Origin of the sequence: Sphingobacterium sp. LRF_L2 (assembly GCF_965644235.1) — a bacterium.
Taxonomy (GTDB): domain Bacteria; phylum Bacteroidota; class Bacteroidia; order Sphingobacteriales; family Sphingobacteriaceae; genus Sphingobacterium.
Map to the genome: position 1 here is coordinate 135,206 of NZ_CBFFRI010000012.1, position 26,090 is coordinate 161,295.

The 26,090-nt window shown below is 39.9% G+C and carries 23 protein-coding genes; 19 read left to right on the top strand and 4 right to left on the bottom strand.

What is annotated here, in order from left to right; translation table 11 throughout:
- The first annotated feature begins 6 nt into the window (after nt 1–6).
- From ACSZOX_RS21080 to ACSZOX_RS21125, 10 genes are all read left to right on the top strand, one after another.
- The gene (locus ACSZOX_RS21080; protein ID WP_437922189.1) at nt 7–1,194 is read left to right on the top strand and encodes a DUF4876 domain-containing protein; all 1,188 of its coding nucleotides are present in this window, start codon (nt 7–9) and stop codon (nt 1,192–1,194) included.
- Nucleotides 1,195–1,292: 98 nt separating this feature from the next.
- Nucleotides 1,293–1,808, top strand: a complete 516-nt coding sequence (locus ACSZOX_RS21085) for a hypothetical protein (protein WP_437922190.1) — start codon at nt 1,293–1,295, stop codon at nt 1,806–1,808.
- A 162-nt stretch (nt 1,809–1,970) separates the two neighbouring features.
- Complete coding sequence (locus ACSZOX_RS21090) at nt 1,971–2,615, top strand: Ig-like domain-containing protein (RefSeq protein ID WP_437922191.1); 645 nt, start codon at nt 1,971–1,973, stop codon at nt 2,613–2,615.
- 182 nt (nt 2,616–2,797) lie between these two features.
- Nucleotides 2,798–3,070: a hypothetical protein gene (locus ACSZOX_RS21095; RefSeq protein ID WP_437922192.1), complete on the top strand. Its 273-nt coding sequence runs from the start codon at nt 2,798–2,800 to the stop codon at nt 3,068–3,070.
- A 900-nt stretch (nt 3,071–3,970) separates the two neighbouring features.
- Entirely contained in the window at nt 3,971–7,327 is a 3,357-nt protein-coding gene (locus tag ACSZOX_RS21100) for a SusC/RagA family TonB-linked outer membrane protein (protein ID WP_437922193.1), read from the top strand.
- Nucleotides 7,328–7,340: 13 nt separating this feature from the next.
- Nucleotides 7,341–8,792: a RagB/SusD family nutrient uptake outer membrane protein gene (locus ACSZOX_RS21105; RefSeq protein ID WP_437922194.1), complete on the top strand. Its 1,452-nt coding sequence runs from the start codon at nt 7,341–7,343 to the stop codon at nt 8,790–8,792.
- Nucleotides 8,793–8,803: 11 nt separating this feature from the next.
- Entirely contained in the window at nt 8,804–9,694 is an 891-nt protein-coding gene (locus ACSZOX_RS21110) for a substrate import-associated zinc metallohydrolase lipoprotein (RefSeq protein WP_437922195.1), read from the top strand.
- Nucleotides 9,695–9,709: 15 nt separating this feature from the next.
- Nucleotides 9,710–10,711: a DUF4302 domain-containing protein gene (locus tag ACSZOX_RS21115; RefSeq protein WP_437922196.1), complete on the top strand. Its 1,002-nt coding sequence runs from the start codon at nt 9,710–9,712 to the stop codon at nt 10,709–10,711.
- 138 nt (nt 10,712–10,849) lie between these two features.
- Complete coding sequence (locus ACSZOX_RS21120) at nt 10,850–11,869, top strand: clostripain-related cysteine peptidase (protein ID WP_437922197.1); 1,020 nt, start codon at nt 10,850–10,852, stop codon at nt 11,867–11,869.
- 29 nt (nt 11,870–11,898) lie between these two features.
- Nucleotides 11,899–13,050, top strand: a complete 1,152-nt coding sequence (locus tag ACSZOX_RS21125) for a cytochrome-c peroxidase (protein ID WP_437922198.1) — start codon at nt 11,899–11,901, stop codon at nt 13,048–13,050.
- A 31-nt stretch (nt 13,051–13,081) separates the two neighbouring features.
- Here the strand turns inward: ACSZOX_RS21125 and ACSZOX_RS21130 are convergent, their stop codons facing one another.
- Entirely contained in the window at nt 13,082–13,588 is a 507-nt protein-coding gene (locus ACSZOX_RS21130; RefSeq protein ID WP_437922199.1) for an RNA polymerase sigma-70 factor, read from the bottom strand.
- Between the two features lie 184 nt (nt 13,589–13,772).
- Nucleotides 13,773–14,741: a lipid A deacylase LpxR family protein gene (locus ACSZOX_RS21135; RefSeq protein ID WP_437922200.1), complete on the bottom strand. Its 969-nt coding sequence runs from the start codon at nt 14,739–14,741 to the stop codon at nt 13,773–13,775.
- 400 nt (nt 14,742–15,141) lie between these two features.
- Here ACSZOX_RS21135 and ACSZOX_RS21140 point away from each other — a divergent pair, with 400 nt between their 5' ends.
- The 7 genes from ACSZOX_RS21140 (at nt 15,142) to ACSZOX_RS21170 (ending at nt 20,748) form a co-directional block, all read left to right on the top strand.
- Nucleotides 15,142–15,615, top strand: a complete 474-nt coding sequence (locus ACSZOX_RS21140; RefSeq protein ID WP_437922201.1) for an LIC11966 family surface protein — start codon at nt 15,142–15,144, stop codon at nt 15,613–15,615.
- Nucleotides 15,616–15,856: 241 nt separating this feature from the next.
- Entirely contained in the window at nt 15,857–16,912 is a 1,056-nt protein-coding gene (locus ACSZOX_RS21145) for an NAD(P)-dependent alcohol dehydrogenase (protein WP_437922202.1), read from the top strand.
- A gap of 378 nt (nt 16,913–17,290) precedes the next feature.
- Nucleotides 17,291–17,635: a hypothetical protein gene (locus ACSZOX_RS21150; RefSeq protein WP_437922203.1), complete on the top strand. Its 345-nt coding sequence runs from the start codon at nt 17,291–17,293 to the stop codon at nt 17,633–17,635.
- A gap of 209 nt (nt 17,636–17,844) precedes the next feature.
- Nucleotides 17,845–18,687: an ABC transporter ATP-binding protein gene (locus ACSZOX_RS21155; RefSeq protein WP_437922204.1), complete on the top strand. Its 843-nt coding sequence runs from the start codon at nt 17,845–17,847 to the stop codon at nt 18,685–18,687.
- Between the two features lie 70 nt (nt 18,688–18,757).
- Nucleotides 18,758–19,498, top strand: coding sequence for a hypothetical protein (locus ACSZOX_RS21160; protein ID WP_437922205.1), 741 nt, complete (start codon nt 18,758–18,760; stop codon nt 19,496–19,498).
- 1 nt (nt 19,499) lies between these two features.
- The gene (locus ACSZOX_RS21165) at nt 19,500–19,877 is read left to right on the top strand and encodes a GntR family transcriptional regulator (protein WP_437922206.1); all 378 of its coding nucleotides are present in this window, start codon (nt 19,500–19,502) and stop codon (nt 19,875–19,877) included.
- Nucleotide 19,878: 1 nt separating this feature from the next.
- Complete coding sequence (locus ACSZOX_RS21170) at nt 19,879–20,748, top strand: hypothetical protein (RefSeq protein ID WP_437922207.1); 870 nt, start codon at nt 19,879–19,881, stop codon at nt 20,746–20,748.
- A 94-nt stretch (nt 20,749–20,842) separates the two neighbouring features.
- Here the strand turns inward: ACSZOX_RS21170 and ACSZOX_RS21175 are convergent, their stop codons facing one another.
- Nucleotides 20,843–21,922, bottom strand: a complete 1,080-nt coding sequence (locus ACSZOX_RS21175; protein WP_437922208.1) for a mechanosensitive ion channel family protein — start codon at nt 21,920–21,922, stop codon at nt 20,843–20,845.
- Nucleotides 21,923–22,075: 153 nt separating this feature from the next.
- On the opposite strand from ACSZOX_RS21175, the gene ACSZOX_RS21180 reads away from it, so the two are divergent.
- Together ACSZOX_RS21180 and ACSZOX_RS21185 are read left to right on the top strand one after the other, a co-directional pair.
- A complete protein-coding gene (locus ACSZOX_RS21180; protein WP_437922222.1) occupies nt 22,076–23,299 on the top strand; it encodes a DEAD/DEAH box helicase in 1,224 nt (407 codons plus the stop codon).
- A gap of 219 nt (nt 23,300–23,518) precedes the next feature.
- Complete coding sequence (locus ACSZOX_RS21185) at nt 23,519–24,940, top strand: RtcB family protein (protein WP_437922209.1); 1,422 nt, start codon at nt 23,519–23,521, stop codon at nt 24,938–24,940.
- Here the strand turns inward: ACSZOX_RS21185 and ACSZOX_RS21190 are convergent.
- A complete protein-coding gene (locus tag ACSZOX_RS21190; RefSeq protein ID WP_437922210.1) occupies nt 24,937–25,989 on the bottom strand; it encodes a saccharopine dehydrogenase NADP-binding domain-containing protein in 1,053 nt (350 codons plus the stop codon). The genes ACSZOX_RS21185 and ACSZOX_RS21190 overlap by 4 nt on opposite strands.
- Nucleotides 25,990–26,090 lie beyond the last annotated feature (101 nt).

Genomic DNA, 26,090 nt, shown 5'->3' on the forward strand with positions numbered 1-26,090 from the left:
AACAAATTGAAAAAGAATCAACTATTTAGTCTAATGGCCGTAGGCTTGTTATTAGGCACCGTGAGTATCACTTCTTGTCAGAAACAAGATGCATTTAATGAAGAGGCAGCTACAACAGAGACCGTAGCCTTGCAAAGTTATACGCTAAACTTTGGCTTGTCCGACCAATTGGGAAATAAAGAACTGCTCGGTGCACGAGCTATTTTCAAAAATCTAGCGACAGGTGAAACACATATTGTAACGGCGAATGGCGACGGTACGGTAACAGCTGATTTACCGCAGGCAGACTATGAAGTGGAAATTTCGGGCTACATTCCGCAATTGATCAATGGTCGCACGCAAAACCGTCGGGTGAGTGCGACGCAACAATTGTCTCCATCTTTCCGCAGTAGCGAAGCACAAGCACTAACGCTTACCTTATCCGTCAATCCCTTGGCTGATTTTAAAATTGAAGAAATCTACAATGCGGCTTCTGGAAATGGAATCCGGGATCAATTCTTCAAGATTACCAATACATCAAATGTTCAGGTTAACGCGGCTGGTTTAGTGATTGCAGAGGCTGGATTGCTCAACACGAACAATCGTGTCTATACACCTGAAATCCGTGACACGGCCTTTGCGGCCTTTGCGCTTTGGCGGGTACCAGAGGGGATCGATTACAATATTTATGCTGGTGAATCGATTATTTTAGCGAACCAAGCCCAAAATCATACAGGTGGATTGGATTTAACAGGTGCTGATTTTGAATGGTATAATCCAGGAGCGACTAACGACCAAGATAATCCGAGTGTAGACGATATGGAAATTATTTTCTCCTACACACCAAATATTTGGGTGATTCAACAAGCAGGCAATCGCAGCTATGCTATCGGCTATATTCCGGTAGATAATGCAACTTTCTTGGCTAACTATAAATATTCGCCAACGTATCTAAACTCAGCAGGAAATCCAACAACGGTTACAAATACTTATGCCTTTCCAAACAGTTGGATCTCAGACGGGGTAAATATTGCGCCTGCAGCAAGTTGGATTCAAAATATGCTGGGGAGTAGTATCGATGCTGGAAAAACGGGCATTGATAATACCAACTATTATGGAAAAAGTCACCAACGTAAAAAGGTCAATGGTGTTTTGCAGGATACCAATAATTCCAGCAATGACTTTACATACGGTGGAAGTACGCCTACTTTATAGGTCTTGATTTTTGGTAAAGTCGTAAGGTAAAAAGACCTTGCCTTACGACTCCCAACAAACTTACCACAAGGTAAGGCTTGATATAAATTAAAATACGAATGCAAGGATTGGAGTTTGATGACGCACATCATCTCAACTCCATCGAGCGAACAAAAATAAAAAATAAACAGATGAACTCAAAAATGATAATTAGAACCGGACAAGCGATGCTATTTGCAGCGGCTTTGTTCTCGACCACATTGTCTGTGCATGCAGAAAGAAATCTGAATCCTGTACTTACGGTACAAGAGACTGCTCTCGTCTATACAGCTGCAGAAGCTACCTCTTTTTTTGCTAACGGGAGGAACTTGTCTTACACGGCGCCCGCTGGAACGGTAACAGTTTACATCGATCTTGATGAAAACGTGGGTGGTTTTGAACGTTGGGCGGATTTGCATTCAGGTAAGGGCATCAAATTGCTTTTGAAACCGAATGGTCAGGTCGTTGCTGTACAGGATGGTGTAGAATTATCCTTGCGTCAGATCCAGTTTAACTATACTGGTGGGGTAGATGCCTATTGGGATGAATTGGCCGAAAACGACGCAACGAACAGTATCGTTGTACAGAAACACTAAGTTTTATTAAGCTGGCACTATCCTTAAGGCGTTCGGGTTGCTGGCTGTAAAGATACTTACCGACAGGGCTTGTTGTCTTGCTGCCCTGCTGTAACGTAAATGCAAGACGGAAATAAAAAATTAAAATGGGAAAAGAGGCAGGCCTCTTAAAAAAAATAAAAGATGAAATATATACTTTATGTGATAACCTTTGCTTTCTTAACAGGATTTACTTCTTGTAGTAAAAGCGATGAAGAATCTGTTATTGCTGTTCAACAGATCACTCTACAATCTACAGTAGGGTTAGTTGTGGGAGGATCACAGCAATTGAACATTACGATAAGTCCAACGAATGCAAATAGACCTTATGATTTAGTGTGGACAAGTAGTAACACAAATATTGTAACTGTAGATGAAAAAGGTTCTTTGACAGCTGTGGGAACCGGAACTGCTACGGTCCGTGTAGAATTGTTTGAAAATGGCATTTCGCAACAGATTGCTGCTTCGACTACCGTTACGGTCGAGAACTATACAATGAGCCTAACCGAGACAACGGGTAATCTGGAAATCGGAAATACGCTAACATTAACCCCTGCGGTAGGGCCTTCTGGCGCGACTTACACGCTTGAATTTTCTTCTTCGAATGAAACAGTAGCCTCTGTAGATGCAAGTGGGGTGATCACAGGTAGAAATGTCGGCGAATCTACTATTACAGTAAAGATTAAGGAACAACCTACCGTAACGGCCACCTACAAGGTAACCGTAGGTGCAGGTGAAGTAACACCAGGATCTGGACTTGATGACATTCCAGATGGAGGGAGCTGGTAAGCCCTCATTACACAAGTTTTTGCTGTTGATTATTGGGTTGTCATTGATTTGCTCTACTGACAGCCCGATAATCAAGTTCTTGGTTTTAATAAAAACAGCTTTCTATTTTCTTTTAAGGAGCACAAACAGTCTGGAAAGCCATACTGTTGATCGCGAAGATTTTTTTTACGAAAAACAGTGCTATGCAAATGATAAATTTTGAATTGATAAATAAGTCCTTCGAGGCACAAGGATATATGTTGACAGAAAAAAGATGGTTCGTAGCGGAATACCTCAGTGGATGCCGAGAATTTAGTAATACAGAAGAAGTGTGGATGGCACTTCGTGAAAGAAATCCCGTCAGTTGGGCGACAGTTAGCTTATGTATCAAACTTTTGAGACGGTTGGGCTGGATAGAGGTGTTTGACGATGAAGATAGTAGAAAGAAAAAATACCGATGGATTGATAATGCATAAAATACCGCTAATTATTATAGCTGTTTTAAACGGTGAAAAACCGTTATGTACATTAGGTTCGGATGGTAATGATTAAATATCGGTTTATGAAAGTTTTATATTATGTCTTATGGACAATGTGCCTGCTTCAGCTTTGTTTTTTTCTGTTTATGCCTCTTGGAGGACCAATATTTATATGGACTATCTTGAAGACTGGTCTTTACAAAGAAAAGAGTTTTACGTATTTTACTCATTCAGTGCTCTCAGCAGAATTGATTCCTTGGTTAAATAGAGCTTTTGCGCTAGCCTACTTTGGTTCTATTGTATGTTGTCTTTCCACTATTTTGATGTATCGAAATAACAAAAGTAGAACATATAACGCTGGAATAATCTTAGGAATCATTCCATTGGTCATATTGTTTATAGGAAAGTTGATGAGAATGTTTTCGCCTTATTCTAATGTATGGTGATTAAAAACCGTGAAGTACATTAAGTTCGGATTGTAATGATTAAATATTGGTTTATGAAAGTTTTATATTATGTCTTATGGACAATGTGCCTGCTTCAGCTTTGTCTTTTCCTGTTTATGCCTTTTGGGGGACCAATATTAATATGGACTATTTTGAAGACCGGTCTTTACCAAGAAAAGAATTTTACATATTTTACTCATTCAGTGCTCTCAGCAGAATTGATTCCTTGGTTAAATAGAGCTGTTGCGCTAGCCAACTTTGGTTCTATTGTATGTTGTCTTTCCACTATTTTGATGTATCGAAATAATAAAAGTAAAAGATATAACGCTGGAATAATCTTGGGAATCATTCCATTGGTCATATTGTTTATAGGAAAGTTGATGAGAATGTTTTCCCCTTATTCTAATGTATGGTGATTAAAAACCGTGAAGTACATTAAGTTCGGATTGTAATGATTAAAAATAACGTGAATAAATATATTAAATATGTATTGTGTGGCTTTTATATGGCATCTTGCTATTGGGGCGGCTTGTCCAGGGCCGATACACTTGCCACATTTTCTAAACCATTTCTGCTCCAGAAAAAGCAGTACATTGCCTCAGGTCGTATCGTAGCGGATAATGGAACGCCCATACTAGGTGTGTCTGTAACAGAAAAGGGGACGGGAAATACGGTTATGTCTTCGTCCGACGGTACCTTTCGGTTGTTGGTCGCCTCCGCAGAGTCGGTCCTTGTATTTTCCCATATCGGTTATCTGAAGAGGGAATTCTCCGCACATATGCTTACACCTGAAATCACCCTATCGCCCGATGATAGCTCGCTTGAACAAGTCGTAATTACCGGCTACCAAAAAATCAACAAAAGTCGTTTCACCGGTTCGGTAAGCCAGGTCGGAAAAGAAAACATCGATCGCTCGGGCTATGTCGATGTATCACGGATGCTACAGGGGGCTGCTGCGGGCGTGAGTGTACAAAATGTTTCTGGAACTTTTGGGGCGACTCCCAAGATACGGATACGTGGTAATGCATCTATTAGTGCAAACCAAGAACCGCTTTACGTACTCAATGGTGTGCCTATTTCGTCGCCGGCGAATGTATCGGTTAGCCAATTGTACTCGGGGGATCCAGCTTCTTTGCTGGGCTCGGCTATTGCAGGATTAAATGCACAAGATATCGAAGATATTGTTATCCTAAAGGATGGTGCGGCAACCTCGCTTTACGGAACACGAGCTGCGAATGGTGTGATTTCGATTACGACGAAAAGTGGAAAAAAGAACAGTCGAAATATTAATTTTAGTACGTCTATTACCTTGGGCATTAAACCCAGTATTCAAAATTATAATGTAATGAATTCTGGTCAGGAAATGGATTTCTACAAGGAACTCTATGACTTAGGGTATTTTTCGGATAACAATTGGCCATCTGCTACTGGTGCGTTTACTGATGCTTACCGACGCTACGCTTTGCGGGAAATTGATCAACAGGAGGCCTATGCCGAATTGGATAAATCGGCAGCTGTTAACACAGATTGGTTTGACGTACTTTTCCGAAATAACATTTTACAAGAACATGCGCTATCTTTTTCGGGGGGAAGAGAGCGTTATACCTATCATCTTTCAGGAAGCTATGCCAACGATAATGGGCAGACTATTGGACATAACATGGATAGGATGACGACTGATTTCCGGTTAACATCTGATATCACCAGCAAATTGCATGTTGATTTAAACGTGAATTGGAACCACCGAAACCAAATGGCTCCTGGTACTTTCAATAGCGGAACGGTTTATTCCGATGTGGCTCGTAATTTTGAAATCAATCCAGCGATTTATGCGATATCTACCGCGCGATCGATGTACCCTTATAATGCGGATGGCTCGTATAAGTATTACCTAAATAACTACGCCGATTTCAATATCATTGAAGAACTTAACGAAAATTTTACCGCACTGGATGTAAACGAATGGCGTGTACAACTCCGGCCGAGTTATCAATTGTTCTCTAATTTGCGGTACGACCTTACCCTGGCAGCCCGTGCTAGTCGCTCGGGAACGGACCACATTATCACAGAGAGGTCAAATGTAGCAAATGCTTACCGCGTAGACTACAACGATGCTTTACGTGAGGCGAATGAATTGTTATATCGTGATCCTACAGATCCTAATGCATATTATGAAAGTATCCTTCCAGAAGGAGGTTTCCGAAGGACCAACAATTATAAGGGACGGTCATATAATATGCGTCATTCGTTGAACTTCAAGGACAGTTGGGGCGATCATCTTTTGGATATTACAGCAGGTTTCGAATTCAACAACGATAGGGTGGATAGAACCTACCAAAAATATATTGGCTATATGCATTATTCAGGAGGTACGGTGAACACAAGTGACCTCGCCTTGCTTCAGGTGGAGCAAACGGATGAAAAGCTGTATGAGGAGACGTTTACTAATCAATATTTGCTAGGCTATTACTTATCGACCCAATACTCTTACAGAGAGCGCTATAATGTGGAACTTGGTGGACGATTGGATGCAAGTAACATGTTTGGCAAAAGTGTACGTTCGAGGTTTTTGCCGAACTATAGTTTTGGCCTGTCTTGGAATGTGGATAAAGAATCCTTCATGCAGCGGATGCTATCTTCTGCTGTACTGCAATATTTGAAACTTCGCGGGAGTTATGCTCTTCGTGGAAACGCCTACCAAACATCCCCGACACGTAATGCTGCTTATGCAAATGCCGTGCGCCTCGATTCCGAAAATAGCGAGCAGGTGATCGATATATTATCACCTGAATTGTATAGCTTGACCTGGGAGAAAGACTTTATTGCCAATGTAGGACTAGAGCTCGGTTTATGGAATAAAATAGACTTAGCATTAGATGTTTATGACCGTAAAAATAAAGATTTAATTAGCTCGTCGACAGTGGCCTTAGAACAGGGCTTTGGAACGAAGGTCATTAATTTTGCAACCATGCAAAACAGAGGCTTTGACATTACACTTGGACTTAAAAACCTTGCAGGATCTCCAGATTGGAATTGGAGCATGCAGGCTGTATACGGTTATGTGCAAAATAAGGTAATCGGAGGGGAGTTGAAGTCTTCGTTGTTGACACAGATAACACGTTCTACAGGTTACCCCTTGGATGGCTATCCGCTGGAGGGACTATTTGGTTACAATTATACATCGTTGGATAGCGAAGGTCGTCCCGTATTTTCAAATGCTGGGCGTGACGCCCAAGGTATTACCTCTAGTGCGACGGACCGTAATTTGGTAAGTTATGTGGGCTCGCGTCAGCCTATTGGGACAGGATCTATTTCACAAAATATAGGTTATAAAGGCTTAGAATTGCGTGTGATGTTTACGTTTGCTTATGGTCACAAAGTATTTATGTCGCCCATTGCCTCGCGTACCTATACCGATTATGCCGCTACTTCAGGCGATTTAGCATACCGTTGGATGGGGCCTGGAGATGAAGCGTATACCAATGTACCAGGATTGCTCAGCAGTATACAGCGTCTTTACCTTTCCACAGTTTCTAATATGGATGAACTGGCATATAACCGAAGTAATCTACGCGTGGCGGATGCGAGTACGATTCGGCTGTCAGAATTGATGATTTCCTATGAACTTGCGCCTCATCTGCTGGATCGGCTGGGAAAAATCAAACGCGCCCGCGTCAGTTTTTCTGGGAATAATCTGAAATATTGGGCAAGTAAGAAATTGAAGGGAGTAGATCCTGATCTTTTGCTTACGGGTACTGCCTTGCCGAATCCGGTAAGCTATTCGTTCCGGATTGTTGCAGGATTTTAAAATTTAAGATGACATGAGAGAAATAAAACATATAGTTTTACTCGGCTTGTGGGTTTTGTTTGGAAGTTTGTCTTCTTGTAATAAATACCTCAATGAGCCCTATGACAACCGCGTGGAGTTGACAACTGTGGCAGATTATCGGGCGTTGTTGTCGCAGGCTTATCCAGAACGGCAGGATCTTTTTACCGATATACTAACGGATGACTATCACCACTACGCGTCGATGATGCAGGCAAGTTTGACGGCAACCTATGTTCCGTTGTATCTGTGGCAAGATGATTATGTGGAGGGAACGGCTACGCCAGCACGTGCTTACGCACACTACTATGAAAAAATATACCTGGCAAATACGGTGATTGCCGAAGTGATGCTTTCACAAGGTGATCAAGCTGCACAGGAAGCGCTGCTAGGTGAAGCCTTGGTGGTGAGGGCTTATAGCTATTTTTCTTTGGTAAACCTGTTTGGCAAGCATTACGATAAGACTACGGCGATTTCGGATCTCGGCGTGCCACTCGTATTGGAAGTGACGACGGAAAACAACCCGACGTTTCATCGGGCTACAGTGGACGCTGTCTACCAACAGATTGAGAACGATATGGCTGAGGGCTTGAGGCTTATGGAGAAGCATGAGCAGCTGCTGTCTACCAATCCTTATCACTTTCGATTGGCTTCCGTGTATGCCTTTTTTACGCGTCTGTATCTTTATAAAGAACAGTGGGACGAATGTGTGACCTATGCGAATAAGTCTTGGGAGCTATCGGCCGCTGTATTAAGGGATATGGCTGCTGCGGTAACCTTATTAAAAAGCTACGACATTGCCTATTTTGCACAGGAGTTTATGAATCCTTCGACAAACAAAAATATCTTATTGGCGAATCAAAGCGATGTGTTTTTAACACGGCCTACGGGATTTCGCTTGTGTGGGTTTTATCCAGCACATTCCGTGTATTATTCTTTCCCCCAGAATGACTATCGATACAGTTTGTTCAGTGCTGGCGGAACAGTAATCGACAGCATTACTAACCATGTGAAGTATGCACAACAGCCAAATCAACCGAATATTGGTGTGTCACGTTACGATTGTTTCACCACCGAAGAAGTGTTGCTGAATAGGGCAGAGGCCCTGATGCGGAAAACGACAGCGGATAGGACTTTGGCCCTAGCGGATTTGGAATTGATGCGTCAAAATAGGCTGTTGACTTATACAAACTTAAATTCGACGGCATTGACTGATGATGATATATTGGCCCTGATATGGAGTGAACGACGAAAGGAATTTTTGGGACAGGGGATGCGGTGGTTTGATATCAAACGTTTAAAGCTTTCGGTGGAACATCGTCTATCCCGTACATCAGCACAGCCGGATGCGGTATTGACTGCAGACGACCCAAGGAAAGTGTTACAGATTCCGGTAAGTGCACGTGCTGGAAATCCGGTTTTAGAGAACGAATTAAACCCTCGGTAAGGAAAGTAATCATGAACGAACGTAATATGATAGGTATAAAGAAAAAAGTAATGTTGTTTGGGCTGATCGGCATTTGTTTACTTGCGTCGGTGAGTTGTCGAAAGGAAGAACGCGTGGTCACAGAAGAAGCTGTTGATTATTTTGCTATTATTGATAAGCCGAAAGATAAATGGAACGCCTTGGATTCCCTATGTGATACCATTTATAACGACTATGGCGTTAAAATTATTTACGAATATACACCCCGTATTTTAGATGGAACAACATTCTTTGTCCCCCCTAATTATGAAAAAGCATTGGCTTATGTACAGGTTGTCGTGCGGGGATTTTGGCTGAAACCACTGAAAGAAGAGTTTCCCGAATATTTTGAAAGTGAAACACCGCGTGAGTTTGTTATGGTAGGTGGCTATGTGCATTTTAATGATATTACCGTAACGGGAGCTGCAGCAGGAGCTGGTTTGAATGCGCAGTTTTACAGATTGGGAATGGGAGGTGTCAATAATTTTGATAAAACGAGCCCATATACCTTAATGCAGACGATGGCTACACTTTACCATGAGCATGCCCATCAGCAAGATCATAAATATGGTCGTGGCTATCTGTATGATCGCGTTTCCCAAGGGGAGTATTATGGATTAAATTATGGAGGCAAATTGACATCGCAGGCGAATGCGGATGGATTTTTTATGCCTTATGGCGGTTATGCTCCTGAAGAGGATTTTGCAACTTCCGTGGAATCGATGGTACTATACGATAAAGCTACAATTGAATCGATGGCTGAAGCAAATGAAAAACTAAAGACAAAATATGAAATGGTACATGCTTATTACCTCGAAAAAGGAATGGATCTCCATCGTTTGCATGAAGTCGTTGATTCTGTCATTTATAAAACAACATATTGATAGGAGACAGATGTTATGATGAAATATTTTTATAGTGTACTATGGCTATTCCTGTTGCTTTCTTGCGAGAAGGATACGATCACTCGTTCGGTATCAGAAGCGGAGGCTAGGCAAGAACAATTGATCGAAGATTTGAAAACAGCATTGCAGTCCGCTGAGAATGGTTGGGTGATGATGGTGAAAAGTTCGTTGAGTGAAAAGATTTATACACCTGTCGTGATGAAGTTTGATACCGTTAAAAATAAGGTCGATATCGTAACGGTATACGGCCTAACGGATACTGTTGATACGTATTTCAACATTAACACAGGAACCTCGTATCCTTTGTTGACTTTTACTACGGGATCTATCATAACTTCGTTGTATCGTTTAGGTGCGCAGGCTTCTGATTTGACAGATCATATTTTTAAAGTGTTGTCGGTAAGTGCCGATAGTATTCAGCTGCAGTGTTATCGAGGCGGATCCATTTATTCAGCAGAAGGAGGGACAAGCTATACGTTGTTTCGAAGACCTGAAGATTGGAAGTGGGCCGATAATGATAGGTATTTTAATCTGGATAATACGAGTGAATGGACTTCAACGTTTTTAAATAGCAGCAAGCGCGTAACCTTGTCGATTTTGGATCCACAAGGAGTGGAGCAAACGAAATCGATGATTTACAACAATTCGATTACGACGACTTCTTTGACGACCTTCCGTCGTAGTGATCCTTTTGCGAAAGATGCATCTGCACAGGGATTTTTACCTTTTTATTTATTTTGGATGTATTTTTACAAATCAAATACAGGATACCAGACCGCCGTTACAATTGGCCATAATGCCCTATCTTTTTATCCATTTACCGTAACCCAAAATGTGTCGACCAGTACAAATGTGAGGTCGCTTATCGAATACTTCGGAACATATTATTTTGTTGCGAAAGAGGTAACCAAGAATGGTTCGCAATTAACGGTAGAATTCGTTGCTTATGGTAGTCAGGGCCAGGAACTGTTATCTACTTCGTATATTTTGAATTAGGTTTTATATGTTTTTTTTCAATAGATGATGTCCAAAATTTCATTTTTCCGACTAGTTTGCATCCTTCTTTTTTTTAGTGCATGTAAGAAGGATGATCTTCCAAGTAATACAGAGCAGGGGAGAACAGTAATGGTATACATGGCCGCAAACAATAGCTTGAACGGTGATGCTTACACAAATATAAACCAAATGGAAAGAGCTTATCAGGGAATAAATGGAACGTTATTAGTGTATGCGCGCTTGAAAAATAGCAGCCCTGCAATATATGCGATCCAGCATGATACGGGAAGTGAAATTGCCAGTACAGTAATAAAAACCTATAACGAGCACAACTCCTCTGATCCGGAGATTATGTCTATGGTTATTTCTGATATGGAAGCGTTGGTGCCCGCAGCTTCCTATGGACTGGTTCTTTGGTCTCATGCGACGTCCTGGCATCCCGACCCCACGATAAAACTAAAATCTTTTGGCGATGATGCAGGGGAAACAATGGATATTCAGGACCTGAAGACGGCATTGCCACCGAACTTGGATTTCCTTCTTTTCGACGCTTGTTCGATGGCCAGTGTGGAGGTGTTATATGAGTTGAAAGGTAATGCGCGCTATACAGTGGCATCACCAGCAGAGGTTATTTCGGTAGGTATGCCTTATGATAAGATGCTTGCCAATTTATTTGATGAGGATTTGGAGGCTGGGCTCGAAAGTGCAGCAAAAGCTTACTACGACTATTATCAAGCACAGACAGGATTATACCAGTCTGCAACAATATCGGTAATTGATAACGATAAACTGGACATATTAGCCTCCGCGGTAAGCAGTTTTCTGGCAGAATATCAACATACCTGGACATCTTTAATCCGGGATGAAATACAACGATTGGATTTCGCAGAAGGGTCTCCTACGGCAGGTTTTGACCTCTTAGACTTTTATACGCAGAATTTTCCAGAAGCTGATCTGCAAGATTTGAAATCTGCAATCGATGCTTGTGTACCTTATAAAGCTTCCACGGCTTTATTCAATGGCAAGGCCGTCAACACCTATTGTGGATTGTCAATGTACATACCACATGTGGATAACACTTGGGTACACCCTTATTATCAATCGTTGAGTTGGTACTCGGCAGGAAATGCACAGGTTATTTTTAGTTGGGTAGAGTAGGCTGATTTGGTTTAGAGAAGAATTAGATAATGAACAAATTAATAGTTTTACTGTTTGTTGGCTTTATGATGCTAACAACAATTGCATTTAAAGAAGATCGCCATGGAGGGATGGAGTCTTTTTTTAAAACGGATAGTTTGAGGGATCTTTACAGTAAGAACATCAAATTATGGCCAAAACCGACAGTTGATACAGGGGTTGAATGGACAGAATTAATGCCTTTGCCTGATTTCGATAGTTCTTATTTTGCGTTAATCGAACGTCCAGATATCGTTTTGGGGAAGATGTTATTTTTTGATCCTTTACTTTCAGGTTCTAATCAAATTTCGTGTAGCACCTGCCACAATCCGCAAAATTCATGGGGTGATAAACTCTCTACATCAATAGGTCATGATCATCAGGAGGGAAAGCGTAACACGATTTCGTTGTTGAATGTACACGCGCGCAAGACTTTTTTTTGGGACGGACGCGCAACGACATTGGAAGAGCAAGTGAAAAGTCCTATAGCCGCACACGATGAAATGGCTATGGATCCAAAAAAGCTTCCTGGAAAATTGCGTAAATACAAAGGATATAAGAAACTTTTTAAAGAAGCTTACGGTACGGAAAAGTTTAATTTCGACCATATTGCACAGGCTTTGGCTGCTTTTCAACGGACAATCAGTAGCCGGCAAAGTCGTTTCGATCGCTTTCTGAAGGGTGAATATAAAATGCTCAACGATCAGGAAATACGTGGACTGCATCTGTTTCGCACAAAGGCGCGTTGCATGAATTGTCATTATGGACAATATTTTACCGATGAGGAGTTTCATAATATCGGCTTGACTTATTACAAGCGGAAGTATGAAGATTTGGGACGATACCATGTTACGGGAAATGTCGATGATGTAGGGAAATTCCGTACGCCTTCTTTACGTGACATTATGAATACTGCACCATGGATGCATAATGGGCTTTTCGATAACATTACAGGACTGCTTAATATTTACAATAGCGGTATGCAGATGAACACGGCTAAACCTGAAGTCAAAGCGCTGGATCCAATGGCACCTGTAACCGATCCCTTGATGAAACCTTTGAAACTAAGTAAGCAAGAAATACAGGACGTGATTGCATTTCTAGGTGCTATAACGGCAACAGAATATAAAATGCGTAGACCGGAACAATTGCCAAGGGATTAACCCTTGGCTCTCGTCCGATTATAGAAGAAGGCTAAAGTAATTCTTTTCGTAAAGCGCGTAGGCAGTTGCTGATGTGGTATTCTACTGTGGAAACAGAGATCCCCAATCGTGTTGATATTTCTTTATAAGTGAGATATTCACGACGACTAAGATAGAAGACCGTTCGAGCGGGTTCTACTAGTTTTTCCATCTGCTTTTCTATGCGTTGTTCTATTTCTTTATATTGAAGTTGCACATCCGGACGGTCGTAATCCGCGTTTTGATCTTCAGGCATATCTTCTAAGGCAAGAATTTCCATTCGTCGTACATATCGAAAGTGATTTAGAACTTGAAATTTGCAACACCGTGTAAGATATTTCTCCATGTCCAGCCGACTGTCAAATTTTACCTGTCGTTCCCATAAATCTAAAAAGATGTTTTGTGTCAAATCTTTTGCGGTCTCTTTATCTTTAAGATAGTAGCTGCACATGTCATAGACAGTGTACCAATATGACTTAAATAGTTTTTCAAAAGATCGTAACTTCCCGAAAGTCCACATTTTTTTTAGCGTTAATATATTTTGAAACGGCACCAAAGTGCATGACCAAATATAGAGTTATTTAGAATAATTACAAATAAGAATGTAAAAAAAATGAATGTTTTAACAGCTTGTTATACAGTTCTTCCTGTTAAGGATGGATAAGGGATGTTGTTTGTTGATGACTTTTGTAGTTACTGCTGCATCAATTAAAGCGATAGTAGAGTGAGATACTTCCATATTGGTGCGCGCTGGCATTGCTCTTGATTTCTTTTGTGCGGAAGCTGATGCTGTAGTCAATAGTGAATTTAGGACTAGAATAGTTGAATCCTATTTTTTGCTCAAATACAAATGGTCTTATTGGAAAGGTGACAGGACTCTTACTATTAAATAGGCTGCCTTGTACCGTAGCGTCGTAAACTATATAGTTAAATTGCGGCTTTGCATAGATATATAGTTCCCGTTGTGCGAGTTTTTTTGTACGACTGTTATGACTTGCTGAGGAATTTTGATAGGATGTTTGAAAGAGTTGATTAATATGTCCTGTTCTGACAACAAATCCAACGCCAGTGCTGTTAAAGCTAGTGCCTATATTTACGTAGCTTTCCAGCGCAAGGTCTAACGATTGTTGGCGATTACGCAGAAGAAGCTGGCTGTATTCTGCATGTAGATCGGCCGTAAGACTATTTCGTATCTGATGTTCCCAACCGCTGGTTTCGTAAAGGCCTACAGTCTTATGCAGCAGGCTTTGCGCACGGCTGGATAACGAATTAGGACCTAATGTGCCCAATGCGAGACCTATTTTCCAGACGGATTCTCGCTTATAATAAAAATTAGCCTGTGCTTTTCCATATAAATATCCAGCAAATGGCCGATCTTGTAGTTCAGCTTCTGGTACATAGGCTGACAAAGGGGTGAATATTTTTTGTCCCAATGAAAATTCATAGATAACCTTTTCTTGTTGAGGTTTTAACTTCTGTTGATCTGTTGCTCTACGATAGAAAAAGAACAGCCCATTACTGTAATAGCGATCTTGTCCATACCAAAGGTAGGCATCATTGTCATTCACAACACCAAATTCGTGCTTATATTCCTGTGCAATCCCTTGTAGCATGTTGAACATGATGAGGATACCTAAAAGCCATTTTTTAATCGTTTTCTGAATCAGAGACATGGTCGAGACAAACTAGATCGGAGGAATAGCGTTATAGTGTGACTATGGAAAGAGGAAATGAAAAGTGTCGAGCTAACAAATACGGGAGATTAAGGGTGAGTAATGGAGACTATATCTTTTTGTTTCATGGGAAATAACATTTTATAAGTATGCTGCTTGACAGCAATGTGCTTTTCAAGCGATTAAAAGTAGCGATTTGCTTTTATATTATAAAAAAACTCCTTGCTCTAATAAAATATATGAAATCCACCTGACGTTTTAATGATCTAATTTGATTCCTGTACAATGAAAATCACGGGTTTCGGCTATTTAACGGCAAAGCATATGGCGGTATCTTTGACTATATAATAACGACGATGTTTTTAACAGCTTAATTTTTTACTTCTAAATATTTAAACTTATGATCAAAACAGTCTTAGCGAGTATTGCTATTTTTACCTTGGTATCCCTTTCTTCTTGCGGTTCAAAAAAAGATCCTGTGGAATATAATAATGCAATCATTACTGTTATTAACGGTAGCGAAAAGCATGTCACCGATATGAATAGAGCGATGAATGCCGCGGATTATAATAAAGCAGAAGAGGTTCGTATTATTTGGGAGAAATCGATTCATGAAGACATCAAGAAAGTCGAAGATCTTGGTGATTTTAACGGCGATGATGGTTTTCAAAAGGCTGTTTTAAATGGATTGAATGGCTACAAAAAAATAGTGACAGAGGATTATCCAAAATTAATTGCCATCCGAAAAGAAAATCAGCTTGTGGAAACGGATGAAGAGGCTGGTTTATTGAGTAATATTAATAAGGCTTTTGAAAATATGGCTAGGGGGGTGAATGAAGCATCTGATAAATTTGAGAAAAGCTATGCCAAGTAGCATATGATATATTCTTTAAAAATATATGGTTTCACTCTAGAGGAATCGCCAAATCTGGTCTTCTTTAGAAAGTAGACATTCGAAAGAAGATATATATAACAAAGGTTTTTCCAAAACGGAGAACCTTTGTTTGTTTAATGTAAATAAGGAGCATTTGTTTTTTTCTAATTAAAGATGACGGTTATCTTTGTCTTACAATTGAGAAAGAAGAAGTTTTAGATTAAATTAAACAGCATATTATATGATAAAATCAAAAGGATACGCAGCAAAGGATAGTGCGTCAGCATTGGAATATATGGAGTTTGAACGCAGAGAATTGGGGGCTAATGACGTTTTGATTGATATTTTATATTCGGGAATTTGTCATTCTGATATCCATCAAGTACATAATGAATGGGGAGGGACTCATTATCCTATTGTGCCAGGTCACGAAATTGTGGGTAAGATTACTGCGGTAGGTACGGCTGTAAATAAATTTAAAATCGGCGATTTGGCTGGTGTAGGCTGTATGGTGGCATCCTGTGGAAATTGCGAAAATTGTAAAAGTGATCAACAACAGTTTTGTTTGGAAAAGAAAACAGTGTGGACATATAACAGCGTAGACGTGATGCACGACCATTCGGTGACGTTTGGCGGTTATAGTAATAATATCGTTGCGGATGCTAACTTTGTGCTGCATGTCCCTGAATCTTTGGATATCAAAAAGGTTGCACCTCTACTTTGTGCCGGGATAACAACATATTCGCCGTTAAAACGCTGGAATGTAGGGAAAGGACATCATGTAGGTGTACTTGGTCTCGGCGGACTTGGTCACATGGCCGTCAAGATCGCCGTAGCAATGGGAGCGCAAGTGACTATGATTAGCCACTCGCCAAAAAAGAAAAATGATGCTACCTTATTGGGGGCTCACCATTTTCTAAATACAAATGATGCGCAGGAACTTGAAAAGTACAAAGCTTCATTTGATTTTATTATTGATACCGTTTCTGTACCCCATGATTATAATCTGTATTTAGGGCTATTGAAAACGCGCGGTGTACATATTTGTGTGGGTATTCCTGCTGCTCCAATGGAAATTAATGGTCGTTCGATTATGGGTGGAAATAAAATATTGACCGCTTCGAGCATAGGAGGTATTCAGGAAACGCAAGACATGCTTAATTTTTGTGCAGAACATAATATCCTCCCTGAAACGGAACTTATAGATATTGATTATGTTAATGAAGCATACCAACGTGTGTTGGATAGTGATGTTAAATATAGATTTGTAATTGATATGGCGTCAATTGAAAAATAATAACGGATTTCGTTTTTTGCGGAAAATTTGTTCAAATTATTGTAAATAAAATTTGCAATTACCGAATAAACTTCCGAAATTAACACTTCATAATTCAGACCGCTGTGAGCATGGCGGCAAGTTATAATTGGTTTTTGAAAGGTTTTCATTCGCCCGGATGGAAACCTTTCTCTTTTTAATCGGAGCTCAACGAAGACTTAAAAAGAGATGATACAATTAGATCATCAACCCGAAGAAATAGCCGATTTTCGATATACTTTTGTTAAAGGATGTTAAAATGTAACAGAAATGATACTTTGGTTGAACTTTTGTAAGTATTTCGTTGTTCAAAAGAAAAAGGACAAAAATAAATATATCGTAAACTAAAAATAGAAAACTATGAAAAAGCTAATTCTTACAGGTTTAAGTTTATTATTTGCATTAACATTAACCTTCGCACAGGAAGGAACACCTGAAACAAAAGCAAAAGAAAAAGTAGAAAAGCTAAGTGAAAAGTTAACACTGACACCAGAACAGCAAACCGCGGTTTATGACATCGTGTTGGAGCATACGAAAGCAAAATGGGCGCTGAAGGCAGATACTACGATATCACCGGATGTAGCTAAACAACAGGTCGATGCGTTAACATCAACCGCCGATGCGAAGATTGTAGAAAAGCTTACTGAAGAACAGAAGCCGATTTATATCCAGTGGATAGAAGAACGCAATGCGAAGAAAAACTAATACCAATAAATATAATGAGTAGGAAGTCCCCTTTTTAGGGGGCTTTTTTTTATGAATTTCTAAACGATAATCAATCCTGGCTTGATTCGTTTAGTGGCGCTTCTGTAAATTGAGCTAACCATGAAAAATCGATAAAACGTTTTCAATAAAAAATACAGGTATTTAAAAATAGTTTGTATATTAGTGTATTAATTTAATAGTACACTAATATGATAACTATCCAGAACCTAAGTTTTAGCTACAATAAAGGAAGGCCTTTATTCAAAGACATGGATCTCTGTTTGAAACAGGGACACATTTATGGGCTTTTAGGAAAGAATGGTGCCGGCAAATCTAGTTTGTTGAAAAATATAGCAGGCTTGGTGTATCCGCATGCTGGCAACGTCGATGTACTTGGTTACAATCCCAAGAATCGTCAACCGGCTTTACTCGCCGATATCAGCTTTATTCCTGAAGAGTTTTATTTACCGTCGGTCCGTTCTGAGCAATTTGTGCGGGCAAACGCACCATTTTATCCGAAATTTGATCAGCAGTATTTTGCGGAGCTAATCCGAGAGTTTGAAATTCCTGAACGTCAGAAGTTAGCCGATATGAGTTACGGGCAAAAGAAAAAATACCTGATTTCTTTTGGATTAGCCACTAATACCCGTATTATTATCATGGATGAACCAACAAATGGCCTTGATATTCCGTCGAAAGCGCAGTTTAGAAAAATTATGGCTTCGGCTTTGACCGAAGAACGCTGTATTCTCATCTCTACTCATCAGGTACGTGACTTGGATAACCTTATAGATGCTATTATTATTTTGGATGACAATCGTGTCGTAGTTAATGCTGCAGTTGCACATATTACAGCGCAACTTGACTTTAGAAAAGTACGAGAGTTGTCTGCTGAGGTTATATACGCGGAACAGAGCCTTGGCGGATACCATGCAATTTTACCCAATCGAGAGGGCGATGATTCAAAATTAGATTTGGAATTGCTCTTTAATGCCGTTCTTCAAAAGAAAGAAAATATAACAAACCTATTAAACATCCCAGCTTATGTCTAACACATTTAGTTCGAAAAGATTATTTCTCCTTATAAAACGACAGTGGATTAGTTTTGGAAAAATTTACTTAATGTCTCTCGGTATTTTGGCAGGAGTCGTTGCGGCATTTTATGGCTACGCTGTAAAAGAATATTATCAGGGATTATCTATTGGAGCAAGTGATTTCTCTGATCTATTGGATTTTAGATTTCCGCTGTTTGTTATTTCGGGGTTAATTTTTGGAACAATTATCTCAGGAACTTATTTTTCGGATTTAGGACAGAAACCGAAGGCGATCTTTGAGTTGTTGATCCCTGCTTCTCGTATCGAAAAATTTTTGACAGCTTTATTCTATTCTGTGCCTGTCGCAATTGTCTCCTTTATTTTGGTTTTTCTCGTAATCGATTACGGGTTTGTAACGTACTTTAGAGACCGTGGTCATTCGGTGACTTCTTGGATATCGGAAGCAACGGGAGAGGAATTCAAACGAGATAACTGGGCTTATTTTTGTAAAATGGAAATCAATGAAAAGATGAAGTACTTCTACTTTTTACCGTTGCTTTTTAATGCGCTGTTTCTGTTAGGATCTATTGGTTTTAGAAATTTTCAATATGTGAAAACGGCAATATTGCTCGTTATTTATGTAGCTTTTTGGTTTTTCTGTGTCGTTTATTTGGCTAAGTTTTTAACGGCAGGAACAATTTCTGTGAAATATGGAAATTACCCAGCGGATGAGTTTACGATACTAAAGTATGTATGCTTGTCAGGGATAGTAGTCACCTTACTGGTCTGGGGAATAGGTTTTCTGAAGTTAAAGGAAAAGGAGGTTTAGGATGGATTTTAATACCAATAAAGCAATCTACTTGCAGATTGCTGAGCATGTATGCGAACATATTGTGTTGGGTACTTGGAAGGAGGATGAAAGATTGCCTTCTGTACGCGACTTGGCAGTGCAATTAGAGGTCAACCCCAATACGGTGATGCGAACTTACGATTTACTGCAACAGAAATCCATCATTGTCAATAAAAGAGGTGTTGGTTTTTTTCTAACAGGGGAGTCTGTTAGTCAGGTAAAGGCTTATCGCAAAACAATTTTTCTTGAAGAAGAGTTGCCTCTGCTATTTCGTAATATTTACGTATTAGATATCGGTTTGGATGAGCTTAAAGAGCGATACCATAAATTTATCCAAGAAAATTTTAATCAAAACTAAAATGAAAACAAGTTCAAAATATAGTATAGGATTGGGGCTATTGGTATTCATTGTTCCCCTTCTTATCCTCTCTTTTTCTGTTACTAAAGGTAGGGTAAACGAAGTTGAGTATAGAAAAGCGATAGAAGAGGAAGCCTCAAATAGTGAGGCAGCTGATTTTTATCTAAAAACGATTCGGGTAAAACCTTTTAAGAAACTTCAAATAGTGGGGACTGGGGAAGAATCCTCTATTAATGTATATATTGTTAAAAGTGAGCAATATGCACTTAAAATAGCTAGAGATGGAGAAATGTCAAAAGATGTGACTGTAGATGAAAGCGGCTTGTTGAGAATAGATGCTCCGGTAAATACCTTAAATTATGGACAAAATAATCTTTATATTTTTGCACCGAAGATAGATGAATTGGATCTATCGAATGTAACTATTGGTGATGTTGATATACATACGGACAGTTTGATCGTTCGTGCTGATCGATTGAAAGGTTTTAATTTTTCGCCTGGTTCAACAATGGATAAGCTACATTTAAATATTCGGAATTCCATATTAAATATGGAGAATAAAGAACGAGCAGATGCGGCTAGCCAGTGGCAAGTTCCCGATCTATTTCTTGAGTTAGATAGTGCTACCTGCAGTTTAATAAACCCACATTTTAATCGGTTGAAGATAAAGAGTGAAAATTCGAGTGTCAATTTCGTAGATAAAAACAAAGAAAATAAAGAACACATTAATGACCTTGAAATTTACACCAAAGGGAGTAACGATTTACGTTTAGATGTGGTCGATATCCATAAATTAAGTGGTAGTCTTTCGGAAGAAACGTCAATAGATCTACCATTGAAACGTGTAATCCGCTTAGTTCGAAAGAAATAGTGAAGGGGATGTAGATAGAAACTTGAAATATATGTTGTTGGAAACCACATGTTGAGGTTCCGACAACATATATACTAGTGATACTAGGCTTTATTTAAAAACTATTCGATACACTGACACGTGTTTTAGAAAGGGCATCTGGAAAATTTTGATGAATATATTTAATCATTTCTTCCCGGATGTAGCATCGGAGATCGAAAGCTTGACCTGAATTTCTACAGCTCATCAGGCAGCGTATCTCCATGGTCTGCTCTTTGTAATCTGTAACTTGTAGTACATTGACTTTTCCATCCCAAAGCTTGTTGGCTTGAAGCAGCATGCTCAGTTTGTCTCGGAGCTTATCAATGGGAATGGTATAATCGGTATATAAAAAAACGGTTCCGAGTATCTCCGCGGTAGTTCGTGTCCAGTTTTGAAATGGTTTTTCGATGAAATAGTTAATCGGTAAAACCAATCGCCTTTTATCCCATATAGCGACGACAACATACGTAAGATTGATTTCCTCTACGCGTCCCCATTCGCCTTCAACAACGAGGACGTCATCCATACGTATGGGTTGCGTAAAGGCAATCTGGAAACCTGCCAATAGATTTCCTAATGATTTTTGGGCGGCAAATCCGATTATAATTCCACCAATACCCACGCCAGTAAGTAGTCCCGCGCCAATTTTACGCATGTTCTCAAAACTCAAAAGTATAATGGCGATAGCAACCAATATAATGATACTGACCAATAATTTCCGGATGAAGACGATTTGTGTTCGAATTTTTCGCTCCCGGAGATTATTCTCTTTACTGACGTCGAATCTGTAATACAGGTAATCTTCGAATACGCGGATGACTCGAATAAGGAGAATAGCAAAGCAACCAATAAATAGTATTTCGGTTATTTTTGTAACAACCTGTAACGTCGCCGTATTGAATTTCGTAAAACGGAGTAGGGAGCTGAAAACTAATAAAGGGATAAAGAAACTTAGTATTTTGTTAAAATGTCTAATAATGGAACGTATAAGGGAATAGATGTTTTGGGATTCGGATTGTTTTCGAACAAGGGGGACCAAGATTGCTTTGATGATAATCCCTAAAAGGATCGAGAAAAGGATGATCATCAGGTTCCAGACCCAAGATGGCATTTGATCGGCTAGTCTTGTTAGATGTGCTGTGATATCGTTCATTTTCAAATTGTTTTTTAGGAATAACAGTTGGATCGCCTTACCGTTTGGAAAAATCTCTATTCGATTCCGTACACGATTGCAGTTCTTGATAATTAATGCAAGTTGCGAATGTTAAAATATTACCTTATTTTTAGAGAAAACAAGATTAAGAATTTGAAATTTACCGAATTTGGTTTTTCCGAAACGTTGGAGGAAGGACTAGACAGCATGGGCTTCATAGAAGCAACCCCTATACAGGAACAGGCGATACCTGTTATATTAAATGGAAAAGATCTTATTGCCTGCGCGCAAACAGGTACGGGTAAAACAGCATCCTATCTGCTCCCAATCCTCAACCAAATAGCCGAAAATCCCCGAGAATCTGTTCACACGATTATTCTCGTGCCGACACGTGAATTAGCGTTGCAAATTGACCAACAGGTGATGGGCTTTGGTTATTTTACAGGAGCTACGTCTATTTGTGTATATGGAGGAGGGGACGGCATGGGCTATGAGCAGCAGAAGCGAGCTATACGGGAAGGTGTTAATATTATTGTTGCGACTCCGGGACGTTTGTTGGCACATTTATCTTCCGGAAAATTTGATTTCAGCCATTTACAGTTTTTAGTTCTTGATGAAGCTGATCGCATGTTGGACATGGGCTTTCATGACGATATTATGCGTATCATTAGCCACGTTCCGCAAAAAAGACAAAGTTTGCTTTTTTCGGCCACAATGCCTTCAAAAATAAGAACACTTGCTAAGAAGATTCTACAAGGACCTGAAGAAATCAATGTCGCTATTTCTAAGCCTAGCGAAGGTATAGATCAACAGGCTTATCTGCTTTACGATGATAGCAAGATCCCGTTGATTAAACATATTTTGGAAAATCCATCGTATGAAAGTGTCATTATTTTCGCTTCTAAGAAAGATATTGTAAAGCAGTTGACCAGAGAACTTCTGAAAATGGGCGTCTCGGTGGAAGGCTTTCATTCAGATTTGGAACAAAGTCAGCGCGAAGAAGTTATGCATCGTTTTAAAGCGAAACGTTTACGAGTATTAGTGGGAACGGATGTGATTTCTAGAGGCATCGATATTGTGGGCATTAGCTTAGTTGTTAATTTTGATGTGCCCCCTGATCCAGAGGACTATGTCCATCGTATTGGTCGTACGGCACGGGCAGCAACTACGGGTACGGCTATCACCTTTATCAACGATAAGGACCAAAACCGATTTGCACGTATTGAAAGGCTGATTGAACAAGAAATCAAGAAGATCGATCTGCCGGAAGGGTTTCCTGAAGGACCAGCATATGATCCTAAATCGAAAAATAAGAAAAAAAAGCCTTTCAACAGAAAGAAAAAATTTAACAAACCCAACAAACCGAAAACAAATTAGAGCTGATCCTTTTTACGCAGTCTAGCTGCGTAAAAAGGAAAATGTTAAAGCTGTTGAAGCTAATGTCCTGCCTTTTTGTTTATTTAATCAACTTATTTAAGATATTTTATTTTTTTTTATGTATTGCGCAAAAGTGTTGCGCAGTACTTGTCTCATCTTTGTGTTGTTGAACAAGACATTCCCTTTTTATAGAAAGGAGTTGTCTATAATTGAAAGAAAATGGAAAATAAGAGAATCAATGGAAACGATTTACTTGCATTAGGCTTTAAAGAAAATTATACGTTGGGTGTTGCCCTGCAAATCAATAAGAAACGTTTGGGATTTACCAGAGAGCAGATGCTTGATCTTTTTAAAAAGGTATTGGAAAACCCGGAAGCTTACATAACGGATAAGATATTCGAACCCTTAGCTAGTGCGTTACAAAATCAAGAACATGTTGAGAAAAATGAAATAGCATTAAAGGAAGAAATTATTCCTTACGAACTGTATGGAGCTGAACAAATAGAAGACGGTGCTAAACAACAGATGGCCCTGGCTATGAAATTACCTGTTACGATTGCAGGGGCATTGATGGCAGATGCACATCAAGGGTATGGACTGCCCATAGGTGGTGTTTTGGCGACGGATAATGCGGTGATTCCCTATGGTGTTGGGGTAGATATCGGTTGTCGGATGGCTCTTTCTATTTTTGATCTGCCGATTTCTTATTTAGAGGAAAAAGATGATTTCTTGAAAAAGATCCTTTCTAACCATACAAAATTTGGAGCTGGACATGGATTTTTACGACATGAAAGAGCTGATCATGCCGTGCTGGAAAATCCTGCTTTTCAAATGAATGACTTGCTACGTGGTTTAAAAGAGAAGGCTTGGGCACAATTAGGTTCGTCTGGTGGAGGGAATCACTTTGTCGAGTTTGGAATTATGGAATTTGAACATGCTGATAAACTGCTGAATATTGAGAAAGGACGTTATTTAGCTTTGTTGACACATTCCGGTTCGAGAGGTCTTGGTGCAACGATTGCGGACTACTATACGAAATTGGCTAAAGATCATTGTAAACTTCCTTATTTGGCGAAGAATTTGGCATACTTAGATCTTAATACGGCTGAAGGGCAGGAGTATTGGATTGCCATGAACTTGGCCGGTGATTATGCTTCGGCTTGCCACGAGATCATTCATGCCAAGGTCAAACATGCGCTTCAAGTAGATACACTGGCAAAAATTGAAAATCATCACAATTTTGCTTGGAAAGAACAGTGGGAAGGAAAAGAGGTGCTGGTGCATAGAAAAGGAGCGACGCCGGCTGCAAGCGGAACAATGGGGATTATCCCAGGGTCGATGGCTACACCGGGCTTCTTGGTACGCGGGAGAGGTGTTGAGGCATCCATAAACTCGGCCTCGCACGGAGCGGGTCGACTGATGAGCCGAACACAAGCCATAAAAACATTGGTTAAGAAGGATCTTGTTAAAATGCTGGCAGATAACGGCATCACTTTACTTGGTGCCGGAATGGATGAAGCGCCCATGGCTTACAAAGATATACATGCCGTTATGGCTGCGCAGTCTGATTTAGTCGATATTGTGGGAACCTTTTTTCCAAAAATAGTTCGAATGGCGGATGATGGTAGCCGCGAAGATTAAAGTTCGATTTTAAAACTGTTGTCGTAAGAAGATACTTGTTTTAAAAATGAAGGGACGTCATCGATAAAATTGTGAATATGCATAATTCCCTTTTTCGTTGAGATTAAGCTGGCACCAACAATTTCTGCAGCAACAGCTGCTGTAATAGTTCCTTCGGAGTAGCCGGAAAAGGAGGAGGTATGCAGCAGTTGTTGCTCGGTCCCACATTTCGCTTGCACATAAAAGATATCACTTCCAAAACTGTAACGATGAAATAGATGGAATAATAACCGTTGAATCTTTTTAAAGCGGAAAATTTTTGTAACCCCAAGCTTTCTACAAAGATGTATGAGTTCGGTGATTAGACGAGAATCGAAAGCCATGCGTGTCGTGATTTGTTTATCTGGCCATTCCTTAGAAAGAACGTGCTGGTCGGAAAAGTTGAAAAGAAAAAACCTTCTCTTGATGTCTACAATAGCTGCTTTAGGATTCGTAAAAGATAGCAATCGATTTTGTTTTCCTGCTTGTTGTACTCGGTATTCTTGATGGAAATTGTTAAATGTCCATTCAAAAGCTGCTTGACCATGCTTTTCTCCTAGACCTAGAAGGATGTTGATATCTGCCCAAGTGCTTAATGGCTGTTGTTGTATATTGTTTTTGGTGAGGAGGTTGCTTACACCTGGTGCTAAGCCTATACTAAGAAGTATCAACGACTGGATTGGCGGGAATTCCATTTCCAGGGCTTCTATGCGATTGGTAAGGTTTGGGTTAGCAGTTATGTCGATATAATGGATGTGCTGACGAATACAATAGGCTACAATAGCCGTGTCAGCGAGTTCAACGCACATCATAACGACGCTAACGTCCGCCAGCTTTCCGAAGTTCGGATCCGAACAGTCAAATGCACGCGCTTCACTCCCAGGTAAAGAAGTGCAGAGTGCTTCTGCTTGCTTAATGTCGCGGCCTGCAACAACAATTTGCTCTTTTATCTTGGAGGAAAGAAATTGGCATATCTGTTTGCCAACAGCACCATACCCTCCGATAACCATTACTTTATTTCGGTTGTCCATATGTACTATTTTATACAGAGCAAAACAACAAAAACCTACAGAACTATACCTTACATAATTTCTGTATAATCTTATAAAGTTTATCGTTTTGTTATGATGTA